We start from the raw sequence: 20,294 nt of genomic DNA, 5'->3' as shown, positions 1-20,294 counted from the left end.
GCGGGCTTGCTCCCGATAGCGGTGCACCAGTCACCAGATAAGCTGACTGAACCACCCACCTGTTTAACTGTGTTGTTCCTGCTGGTCTTTCTTCGGCTCGCGGATTTTGTACCAGGCCACGTAGAGCGCCGGCAGGAACAGCAACGTCAGCAAGGTCGCAATGATGATTCCGCCAATCATCGCGTAAGCCATCGGCCCCCAAAACACTTCGCGCGCAATCGGGATCATGCCCAGGCTGGCAGCCGCTGCGGTGAGCAGGATAGGTCGACGCCGGTGCTCGGTGGCTTCCACCACCGCGTCCCACGGCGTATAGCCGTCGTTCTCATAGGCATCGATCTGCGTCACCAGAATCACCGAGTTGCGGATGATGATGCCGATCAGCGCGAGGATGCCCAGGATCGCCACAAAACCCATCGGTGTTCCCGTCGGGATCAACGCCAGCACCACGCCGATCAGGCCGAGCGGCGCGACACTCGCCACCAGGAACATCTTCTGCACGCTGTGCAGTTGGATCATCAGGAACGTCGCCATCAGGAACAGCATCAGCGGCACCACTTTGGCGATGGGGCCTTGGGCCTTGCCGCTTTCTTCGACGGTGCCGCCAGTGGCGACCTTGTAGCCCACCGGCAAACCCGCGGCGAATTTTTCGATGGTCGGCGCCAGCTGTTTCACCAGGTCAGTGGGCTGCATTTCATCGCGCACCGAGGCCTTGACGGTAATGGTCGGCTTGCGGTCGCGACGCCACACCAGTGGCTGCTCCAGTTCATAGCGCACGGTGGCGAAGGCCAGCAGTGGAATCGAGGTGCCGTTGGGCGTAACGATTTGCAAGTTCTGCAAGGTTTCCGGCGTACCACGCTCGGCGTCTTCGGCGCGGCCGACCACGTTGATCAGGTAAATATCGTCGTGCACTTGGGTCACCGAGGCGCCGCTGACCACGCTGTTCATCAACTGCGCCACGTCTTCCGACGACAGCCCCAGTTGCCGCGCCTTGTCTTGGGCGATGTCGACCCGCAGCACTTTGCCCGGCTCGTTCCAGTCGTAGATGATCTCGCCCAAGTGGGTGTTTTGATCGAGCAATGTCGCCAGCTCAATGGCGTGTTTACGCACCTGGTCGGTGTCTTTGCCAGACACGCGGTACTGGATCGGGCGCCCCACCGGCGGGCCCATTTCCAGTGGCTGCACATAGCTGCCGACGCCGACGAAGTCCTCACGCAGGCGTTTTTGCAAGCGCGCAATCAACGCGCTGCGCTCTTCCAGGCCTTTGCTGACGATGACCAACTGCGCGTAGTAAGGGTTTTCCAGTTGCTGGTCGAGGGGCAGGTAAAAACGAATCGCGCCCTGGCCGATGTAGGTGCTCCAACGCGCGATGTCCGGGTCGTCCTTGATGATCGCTTCAAGGCGGTCGACGGCCTTGCGCGTCTCGTTGATCGAGACGTTTTGCGGCAGGTTCAGGTCCACCAGAACTTCCGGGCGGTCCGACGACGGGAAGAACTGGTTCTGCACAAACTGCATCGAGAACACCGACGCCACAAACAGCCCCACGGTGATACCGATCGCCCACCAGCGGTTGCGCATGGCCCAGAGCATGCCGCCATTGAAGGCACGCCCGATGCGCCCCGGTTCGTTGTTATGCGGTTTCACGTTGGTGCTGAGGATGTGCACGCCAATCACCGGCGCAAACAGTACGGCCACCACCCACGACACCAGCATCGCCACGGCAATCACCGCGAACAGCGTGAAGGTGTATTCGCCCGCCGAACTGGCGTTAAGGCCGATCGGCACGAAGCCCGCAACCGTGACCAGTGTACCGGTGAGCATCGGGAAGGCCGTGGAGGTGTACGCGTAGGTCGCGGCCTGTTCTTTGGTTTCGCCTTTTTCCAGGCGCGTGATCATCATCTCGACGGTGATCATCGCGTCGTCAACCAGCAGGCCGAGGGCGATGATCAGGGCACCCAGCGACACCCGCTGCATGGTGATGCCGCTGTATTCCATGAACACAAACACCAGCGCCAGCACCAACGGAATCGAGCACGCCACCACCAGCCCGGCGCGCATGCCGAGGCTGATAAAGCTCACCACCAACACAATAATCACCGCTTCAAACAGCGCGCTGGTAAAGCCGCCGACGGCCTCTTCGACCACTTCAGCCTGGTCGGAGACCTTGTGTACGCCGACACCCACCGGCAGGTCGGCGGTCAACTCGTCCATGCGCGTGTGCAAGGCTTTGCCGAATGACTGGATGTTGCCGCCCTTCTGCATGGCGATGGCCAGACCAATCGCCGGCTTGCCGTTGAAGCGGAACATCGGCCGCGCCGGGTCGACGTAGCCACGGGTGATATCAGCAATGTCGGCCAGACGATAGAACCGGTCATTCAGCCGCAGGTTGACGTTGGCCAGGTCTTTTTCCGAGGCGAACTGCCCCGACGTGCGCACGGAAATGCGCTCCGGCCCGGCCTCGATCACACCGGCGGGCGTCACCGCATTTTGCGACTGCAGGCTTTGCACGACCTGGCGCTGATCAACCCCCAGGGCCGCCAGTTTGCGCGTGGAAAAATTCAGGTAAATCACTTCGTCCTGCTGGCCGATCATCTCGACCTTGCCCAGCCCCGGCACCGAACGGATCTCGGCGCGCACCTGCTCAACATAGTCGCGCAACTGGCGCATCGACAGGCCGTCGCCGGTAAAGGCATACACCGAGCCGAATACGTCACCGAACTCGTCATTGAACGACGGCCCCTGCAAACCCTGCGGGAAGGTGCCACGAATGTCGTCGATCTTCTTGCGCACCTGGTACCAGATCTCGGGGATGGCCTTGGCGCTGGTGGTGTCCTTGAGGAACACGAACACCGTGGACTCGCCCGGCCGGGTGTAGCTTTTCACGTAGTCGAGGGAGTCGAGCTCTTCGAGTTTTTTCTCGATGCGGTCGGTCACCTGTTTGAGCGTTTCTTCCTGGGTGGCGCCCGGCCAGCGGGTCTGGATCACCATGGTCTTGATGGTGAACGAGGGGTCTTCCTCACGTCCCAGGTTCATGTACGAGAACACGCCCATCAGCAGCGCGACGAACATCAGGTACCAGACGAAGGACTGATGCTTGAGCGCCCAGTCGGATAAATTGAAACTCCCTTTCATCGCGGGCTGCCCTCGTCGATTTTGACTTTTTGCCCGGGTTTCAGGCTGTTCACACCGGCGGTGACGATGCGTTCGCCGGCTTTGACGCCGCCGTTGAGCAGGGCACTGTCGGCGTCGCGGCTGATCACGCTGATGTCACGCGGCTGCACGGTCTGGCTTTGCGTGTCGAGCAACCAGATACGCGTTTTGCCGTCCACTTCCTGCAACGCGCTGAGGGGCACCTCGATGCGTGGCGCGATGGCCGAACTCAAGGTCACGCTGATCGCCGTGCCCAAACGAAACGCCGCTGGCGTCTCGGTCAACGTCAGGCGTGCGCGGCGAGTGCGCGTAGCGCTTTGGGCCTGGGGTTCAATTTCGCGCACGATGGCAGTCGTGTTGACGCTCGGGTCGAGTTGCCCCGCGACCTTGAACACCACATCGCTGGGCAGGCGCTCGGCGAGGCCGGCGGGCAGGTCGATCACCGCTTCCTTGATGTCCGGGCGCGCCAGGGTCACCACTTGCTGACCGGCGCTGACCACCTGGCCAGCCTCGGCGTTCCAGGCAGTGACGATGCCGGCGTGGTCGGTGCGCAGTTCGGCGTAGTTGAGTTGGTCCTTGGCCTGGTTGACCGAGGCTTTGGCTTGGTCGAGGGTGGCCTGGGTGGTTTTCAGGTCGGTCTGGGCCACGTCCAACTGGGCTTGGGCGCCGACGCCGCGGTTGAACAATTCCTGCTGACGCCGGGCGTTGGCCTGGGCATTGATAAACTGCGCCTGCACGCGGGCAAGGTCACCTTGGGCCGAACGCAGTTGGTTTTGTTGGTCGGTTGGGTCGAGCACCGCGAGCAAGGCGCCCTTCTCCACTTGCGCGCCCACATCCACCGCGCGGCGGGCGATACGGCCAGGCACGCGGAAACCCAGATTGCTCTCGTAGCGGGCCTGAAGGGTGCCAGCGAAGCGCCCGAGGTTTTCCTGGTCTTCGGCTTTGACTTCCATCGACAGCACCGGGCGCACCGGCTCGGGCGGCGCCTCTTGCTTGGAGCAGGCGACCAGCACCAGGCTGGCGGCGATCACAGCCGTCAGGAGCTTCATGGCTGCACTCCTTGGGCCTGAGCCTGATCCGGCGGCTGGGCGATCTCGACGAGCATGCCGGGGTGCAGTAATTGCCCACCGGCCACCACGACTTTTTCGCCGCCTTTGAGGCCGTCGCCAATAATCACTTTGCCGGTGAGGTAACGCACCACGCTGACTTTATGCAGTTGCGCTTTGCCGTCGGCGTCCACCAACCACACGGCGGGTTCGTTGAGGTCTTTGGTGAGTGCCGACCAGGGCAGCTCGATACTCGATTTGGCCGGGCCGTTGGCGGTGGCGCTGACCACCGAACCCAACCGCATACCGTCGGGCAACGCCGCCAAGGCAATCTTGACTTGCACGGTGCCGGTATTCGCGGCCACGGCGGGCGTGACTTCGCGAACTTTGCCCTGCGCCTTGATGCTCGGGTTATCCAACAGGCTGACGGTGATCGGCGCGTTCGGCGGCGGCTGCATCAACAGCGATTCATACACGTTAAACACCGCATCGCGCTCGCCATCGCGGGCCAGGCTGAAAATCGGCACGGTGGCCTGCACCACCTGACCGACTTCGGCCTGGCGCGCAGTAATCACGCCGGGAGCATCGGCAATCAGCGCGGTATAACCGAGTTGTTCGCGGGCATCGGCCAATTGGGCCTGCGCGGCGGCCAAGGCACTTTGACTGCTGCGCAGCGTGGCTTGGGCAGTGTCGTATTCGCTACGGCTGGTGTAACCCTTGGGCAGGAGCTTTTCCTGACGCACAAACGCGGCAGCGGTTTGCTTGACGCGCGCCTGCTCGGCCACGACCTGAGCCTGGGCGGAATCGACGCGAGTCTGCAAGTCTTTGGGGTCGAGCTTGGCCAGCACTTGCCTGGCGGTGACGCGGTCGCCCACATCCACCATGCGCTGGATAATCTTGCCGCTCACACGGAACGACAAGTCGGTTTGCACGCGCGCCTGAATATCGCCGGTCAAGGTCACGGCTGCGGCGAAATCCACCGGCTGCACGGTCTGCACGAATACCCGCGAATGCGCCTTGGGTTCGGCCTTTTCCTCGCCGCAGCCGCTGAGCAGCGCCAACAAGCCAAGGCTGAATAAAAATATCGAAGTGCGACCGCCCATGCAGGCTCCTTTTGCGTGATGCCGACTTGCCAGTGTGTATGCGACTGTGAGCGTAGATCAGGGTTCCACGTTATAGCCGTTCTACGCCAAGAGACTCAGGATATTTGCGACATCCACCCTCTGTGTCAACGCGGTTAACATGCAACCTCCCTCTAATCGCGAACTCTCCCATGCTGAACACCCTCGCGGTGGCCAATTACCGCTCGATCAATAAGTTGGTGGTACCGCTGGACCGGTTGAATCTGGTCACCGGGCCCAATGGCAGCGGCAAGTCCAACTTGTACCGCGCCCTGCGCCTGCTGGCCGAAACCGCTCAGGGCGGGGTGATCAATGCCCTGGCGCGTGAAGGCGGGCTGGACTCGACCTTCTGGGCCGGGCCGGAAACCATCAGCCGGCGCATGCACAACCGCGACGTGCCGGTGGAGCCCATCGTGCGCAACGGTGTCAAACGCCTGCGCCTGGGGTTTGCGGGGGAAGATTTCAGCTACGCCATTTCCCTGGGAATGCCCGAACCCAGCCAGTCGTGTTTCTCGCTGGACCCGGAAGTGAAAAAAGAATGCATCTGGGCCGGTCCCGTTTACCGCCCGGCCAGCCTGCTGGTGCAGCGCTCCGGGCCGATGGTTCGGGCGCGCGAAGGCCGTACCTGGGATGTATTGGCCCAGCACACACCGAACTACCATAGCCTGTTCGATCAGGTCGGCAGCCTGCGTGGCTCACCCGAGGTATTGCTGCTGCGTGAAAGCATTCGTGGCTGGCGCTTTTATGACCACTTTCGCAGCGATGTGGATGCCCCCGTCCGCCAACCACAATTAGGCACGCGCACGCCGGTGTTGCATCACGATGGGCGCGATTTGGCGGCGGCCCTGCAAACCATCCGCGAAATCGGCGACCCGGCGGCATTACAGCGGGCGGTGAGCGATGCATTTCCGGGGGCGCACCTGAACATCCAACCGCTGCAGGGCGGGCGTTTTGCGATTGAGTTTTATCAGGAAGGTTTGCTGCGCCCGTTATCCGCAGCGGAACTGTCAGACGGGACCCTGCGTTACCTGCTGCTGATCGCAGCGCTGCTGACGCCACGGCCGCCGACGATGATGGTGCTGAACGAGCCGGAAACCAGCCTGCACCCGGATTTGCTGCCGGCGTTGGCGCGCTTGATTATCCAGGCATCCCGGCAATGCCAAGTGTGGGTGGTGTCGCATGCCAGCCGCTTGATTGCGGCGTTGCAGCAGGATGAGGCGTGCAATTCGATTGTGTTGGAGAAGGTGATGGGCGAGACGCGGATTGTGGGCCAGGGGATTTTGGATGCGCCGGCTTGGCATTGGCCTGAGTAGGTGGCGCCTGTAAGGGCCTCATCGCGAGCAAGCCCGCTCCCACATTTTGATTTGTGAACACACTCAAAGGCGGTAGCGGGCTTGCTAGCGATAGCGGTAGAACAGTCAGCGCAAAATCAGCCCTGCCACTTGCCGCCTTCAACAATCACACTCTCGGGCTTGGTCTCGTCGCTCAGCTCTTTGCGCACATATTGATCGTAAAGCTTGAGCAGGAACTTCTCCTCACCCAATTTCGCCAACTCGGCATTCACCCAGTCGCGCAGCTCGATATTGCCCTTTTTCACCGCTGGCGCAATCGGCGCTTCATCACCGAGCTTTTCTTCCAGCACGCGGTAGCCGGGGTTCTGCTTGGCCCAGCTGAACAGCACCAAGTTGTCTTGTGCATACGCATCGCCCCGCCCCGCCGACAGTGCTTGCAGCGACTCGGAGTTCTTCTCGAACTTGAGCAGTTTCCAGTCCGGGTGGTGCTTGGTCAGCCAGATGTCGGCGGTCGTGCCGGTGGTGACGATGGTGGTGCGGGTGGCCAGGTCATCCAGGCTTTTCACTGAGCTGTCTTGCGGTACCAAGGCCTGCACCGCGACTTTCAGGTTGGGGTTGGTGAAGTCCACCGCTTCCTTGCGCTCAGGGGTTACGGTCATGTTGGCAAGGATCAGGTCAACCTTGTCGCTCTGCAGGAACGGAATACGACTGGCCGGCTCCACGGCGACAAACTCGACTTTGTTTTCATCGCCGAGCAGGTCTTTGGCGAATTGGCGGCCGATGTCGGTATCAAAACCAACGTAACGACCGGCTTCGTCTACAAAGCCGAACGGTGGCTTGTCGGTGAATACGCCGACGATCAGCTTGTCGCGCGCTTTGATTTTGTCGATGTAGCTCACAGCGGCGGCAGGTTTGACCGGCTCTTCGGCCTTCTTGTCGCAGCCGGCCAGTAAGGCGACGGCAAACAGTGGCAGCAGTAATTTTTTCATGGCAGCTCCAGTTCCTTGGTTTTTTTGGGCAGTGTTGAAACAAAGGAGAACTTCTCCAGAAACTGCTGCGCGCGTGCGGTTTGCGGGTTCGTAAAGAATTCTTCGGGGGTGGTTTGTTCGAGGATGCGACCGGCCTCCATAAACACCACGCGGTCGGCGACCGCGCGGGCGAAGGCCATTTCATGCGTGACGATCAGCAAGGTCATGCCATCGCGGGCCAGGCCCTGAATCACTTCCAGCACTTCCTTGACCATCTCCGGGTCAAGGGCTGCGGTGACTTCGTCGAACAGCATGACCTGCGGGTTCATGCACAACGAGCGGACAATCGCGATGCGTTGCTGTTGCCCGCCGGACAACTGACGCGGGAAGGCGTCACGTTTGTCGGCGAGGCCGACGCGCTTCAAGAGTTTTTCCGCTTGGGCACGGGCTTCGCGAGGCTCGCGTTTTTGCACTTTCAGCGGGCCGAGCAAAATGTTCTCGAGCACGCTCATATGCGGGAACAGGTGATAGCTCTGGAACACCATGCCCACGTCCTGGCGCACCTGGCGCCAGTCGGTGCTCTTATCCAACAGCTCCTTGCCGGCAAAGCGCAGGTGCCCGCTGTGCGCGACTTCCAGTCCGTTCAGGCAGCGCAGCAAGGTGCTTTTGCCGCAACCGCTGGGGCCGAGGATGACCACCACTTCGCCGCTTTGCACGCTCAGGTCGATGCCCTTGAGCACCTGCTGGTCGCCGAAGAATTTGTTGAAACCCTGAAACTCGATCAATGCACTCATGCTTGGGCCCAGCGCCGTTCCAGCACCTTGGAGGCGGCCGACAACGGGTAGCAAATAAAGAAGAAAAACAGGAACAGCGCGCCGTAGATCAACACTGATTCGTAGGTGCGCTCGATGATTTGCTGGCCGACCTTGATCACGTCCACCACGCCGATCAGCACCGCCAGCGAGCTGGTCTTGATGATGCGTGTGTAGACGTTGATGGTCGGCGGCGTCATGCGTTTCAGGGCTTGGGGCAGCAACACGTAGCCGTACAGCTGCGGGCCCGACAAGCCGATCGACAACCCGGCTTCACGCTGGCCACGCGGCAGCGAATGCAAGGCGCCGCGCACCACTTCGCCCACCTCGCTGGCGCCCCACAACGACAACACCAGCACTGCGCACCAGAAACTCGGAATGCTCAGGCCGAAGAAAATCGGCAGGCCGAAAAACAGCAAGTACAACCACACCAGCACTGGAATCGCCCGGAACAGCTCCAGGTAGACACGCAATACGGTGTTGATCAGCCTGTTATTCAAGGTGCGCAGCACGCCATACAGCACGCCACCGAGCGTGCTGAAAGCGATGCTCAAAAACGAAATAGACAGGGTTTGCGCAGCGCCCTTGCCCAGTTGCGGCAACGACACCCACAACAATTCAAGACCCGAACTGGCCATGCTGGAGCCTCCTTTCCAGGCGGCTGAGCAGCAGCGACAGCGGCAAGAACAACAGCACGCAAATCAGCGTCAGCACGGCGAGCATTTCGTAAGTTTTGTAGTAGAGCGCGATGTAGCTCTTGGTGGTGTAGAGAATCTCCGGCACCGCCACGGCGGAAACCACGGTGGTCTCCTTGAGCAGAAAGATGAAATTGGCAAACAGTGCCGGCAGGCTGAGGATGCCGGCCTGGGGCAGAATCACGTAACGCAGCAGTTGCCAGTCAGACAAGCCGATGGACTTGCCCGACTCGATCTGCGCCAGCGGCACCGCCTCCACACCTGCGCGCAGCACTTCGGTAAGGTAAGCACCGCCAAGAAACGTCAGGGTGATGATCGCCGCCCAGAAGCCGGAAATATTGAAACCCAGCGCCGGCAAGGCGAAATACACGAAGAACAGTTGGATCAGCAACGGCGTGTTCCGCGCCAGCTCCACGTACACCGCCACCAGGCGCGACAGGTACGGCGTGCGAAACACCAGCAGCGCCGCGTTGATCAGCGCCACCAGCAAGGAGGTGGCAATGGCGATCAAGCCGACTTGCAGCGTCACCCCCACGGCGTTGAGAAACGCCGGCAAGGTGCTGAGGATAAATGCGAAATCGAAGGTCATCTGGGGTCCATGACGCCGCAAGGGTATGCAGCGAGCGCAATACGAACCGGCGTGGGTAACGCCGGGTAGCGCGAACTTTAAAGGTATAAAAAGTAAAATTTAAATACCCAAAAAGCATATTCATATCACCCAAACAGATAACGCCCTTGCCCCACCCGTTTGGTGACAGCCGACCCATCTCCCAAGCAGAACACAGTCAACTGTGGGAGCGGGCTTGCTCGCGATGGCATCAACTCGGTGTACCTGAGGGTCCGAGGTGCCTGCATCGCGAGCAAGCCCGCTCCCACAAAAAAGTGTTTTTGATGCTGGCATAAAAAAACGCCGACGCTGTGTTAGCCGTCGGCGTTCAAACCTTGAAGGGGGTTTTGAGTTACATCAGAACGCAGGCACTACCGCGCCTTTGTACTTCGCATCGATGAAGGCTTTGACTTCCGGGCTGGTCAGCGCCTTGGCCAGCTTCTGGATCGCGTCGCTGTCTTTGTTGTCCGGGCGAGCCACCAGGAAGTTGACGTACGGCGACTTGGCGTCTTCGATGATCAGCGCGTCTTTCGCTGGGTTCAAGCCAGCTTCCAGCGCGTAGTTGGTGTTGATCAGGTCCAGGTCAACCTGGTCGAGTACGCGCGGCAGCAGGGCCGATTCCAGCTCTTTGAATTTCAGGTTCTTCGGGTTGCTGGCGATGTCTTTTGGCGTGGCCAAGGCATTGGTCGGGTCTTTCAGGGTAATCAGACCATTCTTTTGCAGCAGCAACAGCGCGCGGCCACTGTTGGAGCCTTCGTTCGGAATGGCGACGGTGGCGCCATCTTTCAAATCTTCGATTTTCTTGATTTTCTTCGAGTAGCCGCCGAAGGGTTCAACGTGCACGCCGATCACGGTGACCAGGTTGGTGCCTTTGCCTTCGTTGAAGTTTTTCAGGTACGGCAGGGTCTGGAAGTAGTTGGCGTCCAGACGCTTCTCGGCAACTTGCACGTTAGGCTGCACGTAGTCGGTGAATACTTTGATCTCAAGGTCCACGCCTTCTTTGGCCAGGGTCGGTTTGACCAGCTCAAGGATCTCGGCGTGCGGGATCGGGGTCGCGGCCACGACCAGTTTCTCATTGGCCTGGGCGAAGCTGGCAGTCAGGGCAGCCGCCAGTGCGGTAAACAACAGAACCTTTTTCATGCAGTGTCCTTATCGAAATTCCGGGGCGTCTCTGACGACCGTTTTTGTGGTGTGCCAGCGAAGTGCTATCGCGGCATGCGGTGGACAATACCTAGATTTTTTATTCCCGAACAATATCTTTTATTCACGTTGATATTCCATTTTGCTCATACAGGAATTTAAGCAGTGTTTGCTGCTCAGCAGGGCTGGCACTCGCGAAAATCCGCTGCACTTGCTCCAGCGCTGAGCCCGCCGTCGGCAAATTCAAATGTTCAGGCAAAATCTCATCGCCACTGCTGACCAGCAACGCAAAGTGAATGACGTTTTCCAGCTCACGTGTATTGCCCGGCCAACTGTGGTGTTCCAGCACGCGTTGGGCGGCGTCGCTGATCAGCGGCACCGGCAAGTCGAGGCGCTGGCTGTAAATGCCGAGGAAGTATTCAGCCAGCGACAAGATGTCGCCGGTGCGCTCGCGCAGCGCCGGCAGGTCGAGTCGGCCTTCGCTCAAATAATGGAACAGCCGCTCATGAAACTTGCCGGCCGCCACGGCCTGCGCCAAGTCGATGCTGGTAGCAGCGACCAGGCGCACATCCACCGGGCTGGGCTGATGAGCACCCACGCGAGTGACCTCGTGGTTTTCCAGGGCGGCGAGCAATTTGACCTGGATCGGCAACGGCAAGTCGCCGATCTCATCCAGGTACAAGGTGCCGCCGTTGGCCGAGCCAAACCACCCGGCGCGGCTGCTGGCCGCGCCACTGTGGCTACCGGCGGCGTAGCCGAACAGTTCAGCGTCGGCATACGTGGGGCTGATCGCGCCGCAATTAACCGAGACAAACAGCCCGGTGCGGTCGCTGCCACGGTGGATATGCCGCGCCAGCAATTCTTTACCGCTACCGGTCTCGCCGCGAATCAGCACGGGCAAGGCACGCGGCGCGAGGCTTTCCAGGTCTTCGCGCAGCCTGCGCGAGCGTGGGTCGACAAACACCAAGGCCTTGGCGCGGATACTCAGCGGGCTTTTTTCGGCATCGGGGAAGGTCAGCAGCGGCTGGCCGAATGTGTCATGACTCATGGCAGGCTCCCGCCCCGAATCCACTAGGGACGGGGCGTTGAAAAAATTCAGGCACTACGCCGGGCGTGGTGCTCAAGGCGGTTTTGCAGGCGATAAAGGTAGGCAAAACCCTGCTCCCAGCGCTGGTGGCCGGACTTCACATTGATATGGCCGGCGCCAGACAAAATGCCCGCTTCGGCGCCCCAGTGACGTGCCAGTTCCAACGCGCGTGGGGCGCTGACGGCACTGTCGTTGTCGGAGCTGACCACTTGGCTGGGAAACGGCAACAGATGAACCGGAATCGGTGCGAAATTGCGCAGAGCGGGCGAACAGGCAGGCCGTTCGACGTCCGCCGGAGCCACCAGTAAAGCGCCGCGCACCTGACGTAAAAACTGCACAGGCGCGGTGGCGGCCCAATGCGCGACGGTGATGCAACCCAGGCTATGGGCGATCAGAATGACAGGCGTACTGTCGGCAGCAATCGCCTCGGCCAGCGCAGCCACCCAGTCTTCGCGACGCGGCGTCAGCCAATCGGCCTGCTCCACGCGCGCACTGTTAGGCAGGCTGTTCTGCCAATGGCTTTGCCAATGTTCTTCTGGCGATCCTTGCCAGCCCGGCACGATCAGATAACGAATCGACTCGCTGTGCATGGGTGTGCCCTCCTGCAGCGTTTAGCGTTGCTGACCAGTATAGGGGGGAGTCACTCACCCAATAAGGAATAAAAAAGAATTTATTAATAACCAAAATGAATTCACGCTTTAAACCGCGCCATGCCTTGCCCGGCGACTTCGCTCCAACACTCATAAGCAGTGCGCCCCCGACAGCGAGCCATCGGAGGCGGAACTGACCGAAGGTCAGCGAGAATGATTCATCGATCCCTCTGCGCCAATGGTCACCCCAAACTTGCTTCTCATCGATTCATAATAAGCCAACGCCTGCCCCAGTCGTTGGTGATAGTCATCGGGGAGTTTAACGTCGGCATTCATCAGCTCGACCAAGTCTTCACTTACCGGTAACAGGCCATACTCTGATGCGTGCAAGACATCGTTCACCATGCTGGGCCCCGTTATCTCGAAAATTTTCTTCTGATAAATTTTAAATACCTGCTCTTCCGCGGCGGTCGGATGACTGCTGAGTAAAGGCCGATTAGCCTTCAACCATTCCTTGTTAGCTTTATATCGCTGATAGGACGTTTCCAGAATCTCAGCGAGAAGCGGGTTGTCTGCGTGGCTGGCAAAATTACTGGTATTAAACCCGCTGAAATCCGCAGGCTCATACTTCACATGCCCGTTCAGTAAAATGTCATTCGGCGCGGCGTTCAGCACGACATTCCCCACGTTAACAGTGAGCGTGTCGTCGGTATCCAGGTATATCCCACCGTATTTCTTGATCAGTGCAACGCGCATGACGTCCGACGAAGCCGAGAGGTTTTGCCCCTGCCCTGCGCGAAAATACTGATACATCTCACCATAGTTACTGGCACTCAGTTCTCGAAACGCTTCGTCTTTTTGCAGGTCCTGCACTTCAAGGCCGCCCACCTTGTGGTCCAATTCGGACTTTATTTTCTGAAAAACACTTTCATTGTTGCCATCGACGTGAACAATAGATTTATACCCTGGACTTTTTCTTGAGTTTTCAATGATGTTCTCGATCAAATGTTCAGGCATCTCATTGCCTGCCCAAAAATAATGGATGACCTTGGGTACCTGCGTAGCGTTTGACGGTATCGACGGCAACATCGGCAACTTCAGTGTTTTATGAGTCAAAGAGACAGGTCCATTTCGCTTACCCACAACTGCTTCAGCTTTAGTACCGGACGCCCACTGATCGGCGCCTTCACGCCAATAAAAAATATCATTCACCTGACCTTCTTCGTTAAGTCCACGCCACAGGCCCGCCGCCACGTCGTACTTGACTGGGCATGAGTAGCCGTTAACAAAAATATTATTTTTATTCATGGCAAACTTATGAACATCGTCCATGGGAACTGTGAATTCTTCAACGATCACGGGCGGCGAAACAGGGCTCATCGGGTAGCCGATTCTGCCGTTAACGCGTTGAGGCGGGTTGAAAAATGGGCGCTCCTGTACGCCGGTTTGAGCGGTCACTTGGGCTCCCACCTCAACCCCGGCTGCCGCTCCCTCACTCGACACTTGGTTCAACAGCCTTGACGCTGTCAGCGCTTTTGCAAGCGGCGCGCCTACATGAGTAACCAAGGGCGGCACCGCGTTCAATACGCCGAAAACGATGCGGTCAGTGCCGGCCGCTTTCCCCTTGGTGACATCGTCGATACCGATGCCCACCTGAGTAGCCCCCGCTGCCAGATAGAAAACATCCAGTGCTATCGCGGCTTCCGGCATGACCATTGCCAAAGGCGTCATGAACATTGCGACTTTTAACGCCTCTTCCACGCCCTGAGCTATTTTGTCCTTCGTGTAGTCATTGTCGCTGACGATCGCATTTTCTGCATCAGAGTAAGAGCGCGCTTTTTGTCGAACCAACACCTCTTGAAAAGGATCACCACTCACTGCATCAACGGTGATGTAGCGGTCTGGCGACCAGTCATTGATCCTGTCAAAAAAGGAGCTGCCTGGCTCCTGCGCATCGGACCAGGCGCCCAGCCCTTCAAGGGTTTGGCGTACACCTTCGAAAAATGTCTTGTGCGCCTGATCCTTCAGGGAGAAGTGCGTCAACAGCGATTCGCGCTTTACGGGATCAGATGCCTGCCTGGCCAGCCACGTCTTCATTTGCTCTGGATTGTCGAAACGATGTATCGGCGAGGAGTTACCTGGAATATAGAGCAATGTCAGTTGGGTTTTCTTATCCGTCACGCACATCAAGTCCGCAGACTGCGAGCCGTAGATGCTCAGTAAACCGATGTGCAGATCCGGGTCTTTGACGGCGGGGTTGGTAAAGTCCTGAACCGTTAGCTCGGACCATTCCTTCTGTGCAGCAGCGCCCAGGGCTCGCTGGGCGAGTTTCGCCTCGATAGGCCCAAGCGTCCCTTCCAGACGTTGTAGATTGATAGCTTTAACAAAGGAAATTTTACTCAGTGAATCATAGGTAGCCGTGTGTTTTTCCCAAAACCCGTCAAGCCTGTTTTTATAAAGCTGGGTCCTGTCCGTATCCCATACCAGTGTTTTGAACGCATCGACGGGTATAGCGACTTTAGTAGCCGACGTATAAGGAGATGACGCGGGCGGCTTGGGCACTTGATAAATAGCTTGTCGAGTGTTCGCGGCCTTCACCCAGTGGTCTATTTGGTTATAGCCATACATCAACGGTGAAAAATACTGAGCGGTTTTTCGAAACCACCCTTCATCGTCTTCAATGGGCACGTCCTGTCTGTTTTTCAACGCTGCCTGCGTCAGCGTAATTTTTTCTACAACATCCTTCTCGGTGTCACCATTGTTTTTGAAAGTAACCAGATAGGTTTTATCCGGGTCAACGTCGAGCCCCCAGCGCTGCTTTATTTTCTCCGCAAGCATGTTTGCAATTGCTTTTTCTGGAGAAGCAAAATCGGCCAAGTGCTGATGTATATAGTTATCGATATTGGCATTGTGCTTGAGTGCGAAACGTCCTGCGCCCTGGCCTCTGGTGCCATCAGCTGATTCAGTGTTTTGTGGAGGACTGTTTTGATTGGCGTTTTCGGCATAACTTGACCGCGCATGAGCGAGTGGGTGCGCGGGGCCTGATCTACCAGGCGGCAAAGGGGCGACGATTTTTGTTTCTTCAACAGCGGGCACGTGTGCCGGTGGGTTAACAAATTCGCGTATTACCTGAATAGGAAAGCGTATAGCCATGTCCATTTATCCTTTAATAGAACTTCTCCGTGTGCCGACCAGAATAATCAGATCGCCGCGAATTGCACGCAACGAAATATCCAAAAATATATAAACATCTTACAATCACAACATCTGGATACATGCATTAAAATACAAACAAAAAAAAGGCCGCACCCTGCCAAGGAGACGGCCCTAAAATTGTCGAGGCTTTTGAAACTATCGTGCAGTAATCACCGACAGCTTGGTGATACCCGCGCGTTCAATAGACGCCATGGCTCGCGCCACTTCGCCGTAATTCACACCATCATCGGCCTGCAGTTGCACCCGCACTTCGGGGTCTTTGGCCTTGGCCGCTTGCAGGTTGAACTCGAGCAAACCCGGCTGAATTTCATCCTTGTTGATGAACAGCTTGCCGGCGCCGTCGATACTCACCACCAGCGGGTCTTTCTGCTCGACCGGTGCCACGGCCTCGGTCTTGGGCAGGTTGATCGGAATCGAGTTGGTCAAAAGCGGCGCGGTGACGATAAACACCACCAGCAGCACCAGCATCACGTCGACCAGCGGCGTAACGTTGATCTCGCTCAGTACCTCATCACTGTCTTGCGTGGAGAAGGCCATCTCAAGACGCCTCCTTGACTTTCTGCGGGCTGGCCGCCGCTGTTTTGGTCAACGCCGGATGCAGCAGTACGCGGAACGCATTCTTCTGCGCGAGGCTGTAGAAGTCGTGGGCAAAGTCATCCAGGTCAGCAGCGGTCAGCTTCAGGCGGCGTAAAAAGTAGTTGTAGACCAGCACCGCCGGCACCGCGACGGCGATACCCACGCCGGTCGCGACCAGCGCTGCGCCAATCGGCCCGGCCACGGTTTCGAGGCTGGCGGAACCGGCGGCACTGATGCCCTTGAGCGCTTCCATGATGCCCCACACGGTGCCGAACAGGCCGATAAACGGCGAGGTGCTGCCGATACTGGCGACCACGGCCAGGCCGGTTTCGAGGGAGCGGCGTTCACGCACGATCTGTTGGCGCAAGGCGCGTTCGAGGCGGTCCTGATGGTTAATCGCCTGGCTCAGGTCTGCCGCGTGCGGCGCATCGCCGACCTGAATCGCGGCATATCCGGCCTGTGCAACACGGGCGGCGGCGCCGGGCTGGGTTTCGGCGAGTTCGGCGGCCGCGTCGAGGCTGGACGCCGCCCAGAACTGTTTATGGAATTTTCGATCCTGCGCCTTGAGGCGACCGAACTGCAGGCCTTTGAGCAGGGCAAAGCCCCAGGTCGCGACCGAAAAGACCACCAGCAGCCAGATCACCGCGCTTTCGATGGATTCAAGTGGAGATGCTAATGCCATGATGTTTTCCCTCTGTGCAGGTCGCGGCGTGCACAACACACCGCTGCCGAATAGTTAGTGAATCTTGAAGTCGATCGGTACGCTGACCCAGCCGTCCTGAGCTACATCGCCCTGCTTGGCCGGCACGAAGCTCCAACGCTTCACGGCGGTCAGTGCGGCGTCGTCGAGTTGCTGGCGACCACTGCTCTTTTGGATCTGGATCTCACCCGGCTTGCCGTTGGCCAGTACGTGCACGCGCAGCAACACCGTGCCTTCCCAACCGCGCCGCTGAGCCAGCGAAGGGTATTCGGGCGCCGGGTTCTTCAAGTACGCGGCGTTGGCCGACGCGGGAGTCACCGGCGCCGGCGCAGGCGGCGCTACTGGCGCAGGCGCCAGCGGTGCAGGCGTTGGAGGCGCAGGCGGTTGCTCGACCGGTTTCGGTGCGGGCTTGGGCTCGGGCTTCGGTACCGGCTTGGGTTTCGGTTTTGGAATCGGTTTTGGCGGTGCCGGTTTGGCGGCCAATTCATCCACCACCGGCGGCGGTGGCTCGACCACTGGTGGCGGTGGCGGCGGTACAGGCGGTGGCGGTTCAACCACCGGCGGCGCCGGCCGGGAAAATTCGATAGTCATCGGCGGAATTTCCGGCGGCACAATCGGCAGCACCGGCGTCGGTTTCTGGCTCACCCAATAAATCACCGCACCGTGCAGGGCCAACACCAGCAACGCCAACAGAATCCCTTCACGGCGACTCGAAAAGCGCTTCGGGGTTTTCTGCAACCGCAGTTGCCCCAATGGCGTGCGGTGCTGCCGGCCAAGGTCGACCAACTCACCACCCGGTGCCTGGCGCCACTGCGCCTCGGGTGCACTGGCGGCGGTCTGGACATTGCCCATTGATTCACTCCCTACGGTTTTGAAACAAAAAAACCGACAGGCCTGCCTGGTAGGCCGTCGAGGGCTGAATCATCGGGGCTAGACGCTTATCTCTTAAAGTAACCTTTAAAGTTATATATATGCCCTGATCGAATAAGCGAAATATTCTGAAACGTCAAAGCCCCGCACTACGTGGCTTAGCGAGCAAACGCTGAATGTCGATGCCTTTGAGGCATACAAAATATTCATGGAAAGCATGGTTTTTCGGCCGATTGGCGGCTCAAACGTCAGAACCGGCAGCCTGCCCAAGTCCGCGTTTCCCACTCTCATTACTGGAACCCCAAACCGTCAGGAACCACCAAGGGTTGATACGGCGGGCCGCTTGCACGTCGGCACATAGTCGCTAATACGCCTGGCTGCTCCTGCATTGGCGGAGCGCACTGGACTGGAGAGCCCATGAATATCTACTCCCTGATCATAAACACCTTCAACGGCCACCCGCCCAGTAGCGCACCGGCCGACACGCAACCGCCCGCGCGCCGCGCGCCACGCCCTACGAAAGGGCCTCAGTCGATTAGCTTTGGCCCAGCTAATTCAAAGAGCCCCGCCTCCAGTTCAACAACGGCCAAAGCTGACACCACCGACGGCAAGCAGCCCCTGCAGGAGCTGCTGAGCTTAGTGCGCTCGATGGTGACCGCCATCGAAACGCTGTTGGCTGGGTTGGATGAAAAGAAGACGCCGCCAGACGCCAAACCCACACCCACACCCACACCCAAAGACCTACCAGACAACGCGCCAAAACCCGGAAAGCCCTATACGCCAGATGCGCTGATAAATGGATTCTCGCAGAAGCGAGGCAGCATGAATTGCGTGACCGTCGCGGGCATCAAGGCGGCAATGCAACGATTCGGCGGCCCGAAAGAGGTCTACGCGTCGGTCGAACAAACTAAAGACGGTGTGGACGTCAAGATGAGAGACGCGCCTAACAAAACCTTTCATGTGACCACTGCTGAGCTTAAATACGCAGCTGCCCACTCAGGGTTTAAAGGCAGCAACCAGAAGATGCTTAACGATGCCAACTTCATGTACGCGGTCAGTGCCAAACGGGCACAGATGGAAAACAACGATGGCACTGCGTCGCGCAGTTTTGCCGCAGCCGTGAAGACCCTCGACACGTGGGAACACACCCAGGAAGGGCTGCAGCGCCTGGGCTTGAGAAACTATGTGCAGCGCACCAGCGCAAAGGAACTGGCCAATGGCACACCTGGCGTCATGGCTCAAAACGACCATGTTTTCACCGTGCTGAATGGCCGAATAGAAAACTACGGTAATTTGGGAAGCAGGCCAAATGGCTGGGCAGAGGCCTATAAGTTGAAGTAAGCGCGCGGCAGGGCGGGTTGATGGCAGGCGTGGCCGGACTTTCGGTTCGGTCGCTCTATATATATGCATTTAAGATCTATAAAAAACAACAAAGCATTGTTGACGGAATAAGCGCTGACCTTAAAATCCCGGTTCTTTAAAGGACGCCGGGCACACCATGGACCTTCGCCAACTGCGCTACCTCATCGCGCTCAACGAGCATCGCAGTTTTGTGCGCGCCGCAGATGCCATGGGCATCACTCAGCCGGCGTTCAGCCGCAGCATTCAGGGGCTGGAGCAGGAGCTGGGCTGCGTGCTGGTTGACCGCGCCAATAAAGACCTGCGCCCGACACCGGAAGGCCAGGTGGTGCTGCAGCACGCGTTGAGCCTTGTGCAAGGTGCGGCATTGTTGAGCCATGAAGTTACGCGCATGACCAAACTTGACGCGGGCGAGGTGCGTTTTGGCAGCGATGCGGTGGCGGCAGTGCACTTGGTGCCACAGGCAATCGCGCGATTTGTGACCGCCTACCCCAAGGTACGCAGCCGCTTGCAGGTCGATAACTGGGAAAGACTCGGCCGCAGCCTGAACCGTGAAGAGATCGAGTTTTTTATCGCCGATGTGCGTCACTTCGAAGCTGATCCGAATTTCCAGACCCAAGCCTTGACGCCCCGCCGCACGGTATTTTTCTGCCGCGACGGGCACCCGCTGCTGGCCAAGGACAGCCTGTCCACCAACGACTTGTTCGACTACCCGCTGGCAACCCCGTTGATCGCACCCGGCATTCGAAAAATACTCGCCAACCTCAGCGGGCGCATCGACTTTGCGCCGGCTGTCGAGCTTGAGCTGTTTGCTGCGCTGGCTACCGTGGTGCAGCAGTCGAACGCTATCGGGCTGGGGTCCGAAGAGGCCTTTGCCCAGGCGTTCGGCAGCGGCGAGTTGCGCGTGTTGCATTGGCGCAATCTGCCGCCTGCACTGGACAGTTTGAACAACCGCTGCGGGGTGATCAGCCGGGCGGGGGATCGCCTGTCGGCTGCGGCGAAGGCGTTGATCGAGAGCCTGCTGGCGGTGGAAAACCAGGCGCTGAAGAGTGCCTGAAGTCATGCATT

At 58.8% G+C, this 20,294-nt stretch carries 17 protein-coding genes; 3 read left to right on the top strand and 14 right to left on the bottom strand.

What is annotated here, in order from left to right:
* Positions 1–63: 63 nt before the first annotated feature.
* The 3 genes from F0169_RS04585 to F0169_RS04575 are packed head-to-tail and all read right to left on the bottom strand — an operon-like array spanning position 64 to position 5,296.
* Positions 64–3,129 carry an efflux RND transporter permease subunit gene (locus F0169_RS04585; protein ID WP_058413061.1) on the bottom strand — a complete coding sequence of 1,022 codons (3,066 nt, stop codon included), beginning with the start codon at positions 3,127–3,129 and terminating at the stop codon, positions 64–66.
* On the bottom strand, positions 3,126–4,196 hold the full coding sequence (locus tag F0169_RS04580) for an efflux RND transporter periplasmic adaptor subunit (protein WP_152745798.1): 1,071 nt from the start codon (positions 4,194–4,196) through the stop codon (positions 3,126–3,128). The genes F0169_RS04585 and F0169_RS04580 overlap by 4 nt, the downstream gene beginning before the upstream one ends.
* Entirely contained in the window at positions 4,193–5,296 is a 1,104-nt protein-coding gene (locus tag F0169_RS04575; RefSeq protein ID WP_058413059.1) for an efflux RND transporter periplasmic adaptor subunit, read from the bottom strand. The genes F0169_RS04580 and F0169_RS04575 overlap by 4 nt, the downstream gene beginning before the upstream one ends.
* A gap of 170 nt (positions 5,297–5,466) precedes the next feature.
* Between F0169_RS04575 and F0169_RS04570 the strand changes: the two genes are divergently transcribed.
* Entirely contained in the window at positions 5,467–6,627 is a 1,161-nt protein-coding gene (locus tag F0169_RS04570) for an AAA family ATPase (protein WP_152745796.1), read from the top strand.
* A 116-nt stretch (positions 6,628–6,743) separates the two neighbouring features.
* On the opposite strand, the gene F0169_RS04565 is transcribed toward F0169_RS04570, so the two are convergent.
* The 11 genes from F0169_RS04565 to F0169_RS04515 all read right to left on the bottom strand — a co-directional run bounded on the left by F0169_RS04565 (position 6,744) and on the right by F0169_RS04515 (position 17,849).
* Positions 6,744–7,595 carry a transporter substrate-binding domain-containing protein gene (locus F0169_RS04565; RefSeq protein WP_152745794.1) on the bottom strand — a complete coding sequence of 284 codons (852 nt, stop codon included), beginning with the start codon at positions 7,593–7,595 and terminating at the stop codon, positions 6,744–6,746.
* Positions 7,592–8,368 carry an amino acid ABC transporter ATP-binding protein gene (locus tag F0169_RS04560; protein ID WP_152745792.1) on the bottom strand — a complete coding sequence of 259 codons (777 nt, stop codon included), beginning with the start codon at positions 8,366–8,368 and terminating at the stop codon, positions 7,592–7,594. The genes F0169_RS04565 and F0169_RS04560 overlap by 4 nt, the downstream gene beginning before the upstream one ends.
* Complete coding sequence (locus F0169_RS04555) at positions 8,365–9,024, bottom strand: amino acid ABC transporter permease (RefSeq protein ID WP_058413055.1); 660 nt, start codon at positions 9,022–9,024, stop codon at positions 8,365–8,367. Before F0169_RS04555 ends, F0169_RS04560 begins: the two co-directional genes overlap by 4 nt.
* Positions 9,005–9,670: an amino acid ABC transporter permease gene (locus F0169_RS04550; protein WP_152745790.1), complete on the bottom strand. Its 666-nt coding sequence runs from the start codon at positions 9,668–9,670 to the stop codon at positions 9,005–9,007. Before F0169_RS04550 ends, F0169_RS04555 begins: the two co-directional genes overlap by 20 nt.
* Positions 9,671–10,045: 375 nt before the next feature.
* A complete protein-coding gene (locus F0169_RS04545; protein ID WP_058413053.1) occupies positions 10,046–10,828 on the bottom strand; it encodes a MetQ/NlpA family ABC transporter substrate-binding protein in 783 nt (260 codons plus the stop codon).
* Positions 10,829–10,952: 124 nt separating this feature from the next.
* Positions 10,953–11,876 carry a sigma 54-interacting transcriptional regulator gene (locus tag F0169_RS04540; RefSeq protein WP_152745788.1) on the bottom strand — a complete coding sequence of 308 codons (924 nt, stop codon included), beginning with the start codon at positions 11,874–11,876 and terminating at the stop codon, positions 10,953–10,955.
* 47 nt (positions 11,877–11,923) lie between these two features.
* On the bottom strand, positions 11,924–12,505 hold the full coding sequence (locus F0169_RS04535; RefSeq protein WP_152745786.1) for an alpha/beta hydrolase: 582 nt from the start codon (positions 12,503–12,505) through the stop codon (positions 11,924–11,926).
* A gap of 204 nt (positions 12,506–12,709) precedes the next feature.
* Positions 12,710–15,658 (bottom strand): dermonecrotic toxin domain-containing protein, encoded by a 2,949-nt coding sequence (locus F0169_RS04530; RefSeq protein WP_152745784.1) that lies wholly within the window; start codon positions 15,656–15,658, stop codon positions 12,710–12,712.
* 198 nt (positions 15,659–15,856) lie between these two features.
* A complete protein-coding gene (locus F0169_RS04525) occupies positions 15,857–16,258 on the bottom strand; it encodes an ExbD/TolR family protein (protein WP_058413049.1) in 402 nt (133 codons plus the stop codon).
* Between the two features lies 1 nt (position 16,259).
* Positions 16,260–16,982 (bottom strand): MotA/TolQ/ExbB proton channel family protein, encoded by a 723-nt coding sequence (locus tag F0169_RS04520; protein WP_172979325.1) that lies wholly within the window; start codon positions 16,980–16,982, stop codon positions 16,260–16,262.
* A 51-nt stretch (positions 16,983–17,033) separates the two neighbouring features.
* Positions 17,034–17,849 (bottom strand): energy transducer TonB, encoded by an 816-nt coding sequence (locus F0169_RS04515; protein ID WP_152745780.1) that lies wholly within the window; start codon positions 17,847–17,849, stop codon positions 17,034–17,036.
* A gap of 435 nt (positions 17,850–18,284) precedes the next feature.
* Between F0169_RS04515 and F0169_RS04510 the strand changes: the two genes are divergently transcribed.
* Both F0169_RS04510 and F0169_RS04505 read left to right on the top strand, forming a co-directional pair.
* The gene (locus tag F0169_RS04510) at positions 18,285–19,208 is read left to right on the top strand and encodes a hypothetical protein (protein ID WP_152745778.1); all 924 of its coding nucleotides are present in this window, start codon (positions 18,285–18,287) and stop codon (positions 19,206–19,208) included.
* A 157-nt stretch (positions 19,209–19,365) separates the two neighbouring features.
* Positions 19,366–20,283 (top strand): LysR family transcriptional regulator, encoded by a 918-nt coding sequence (locus tag F0169_RS04505; RefSeq protein ID WP_152745776.1) that lies wholly within the window; start codon positions 19,366–19,368, stop codon positions 20,281–20,283.
* Positions 20,284–20,294 lie beyond the last annotated feature (11 nt).

Source organism: Pseudomonas kitaguniensis (assembly GCF_009296165.1).
GTDB classification, from domain to species: Bacteria; Pseudomonadota; Gammaproteobacteria; order Pseudomonadales; family Pseudomonadaceae; genus Aquipseudomonas; species Aquipseudomonas kitaguniensis.
This window is presented reverse-complemented; position numbering and strand designations above follow the sequence as displayed.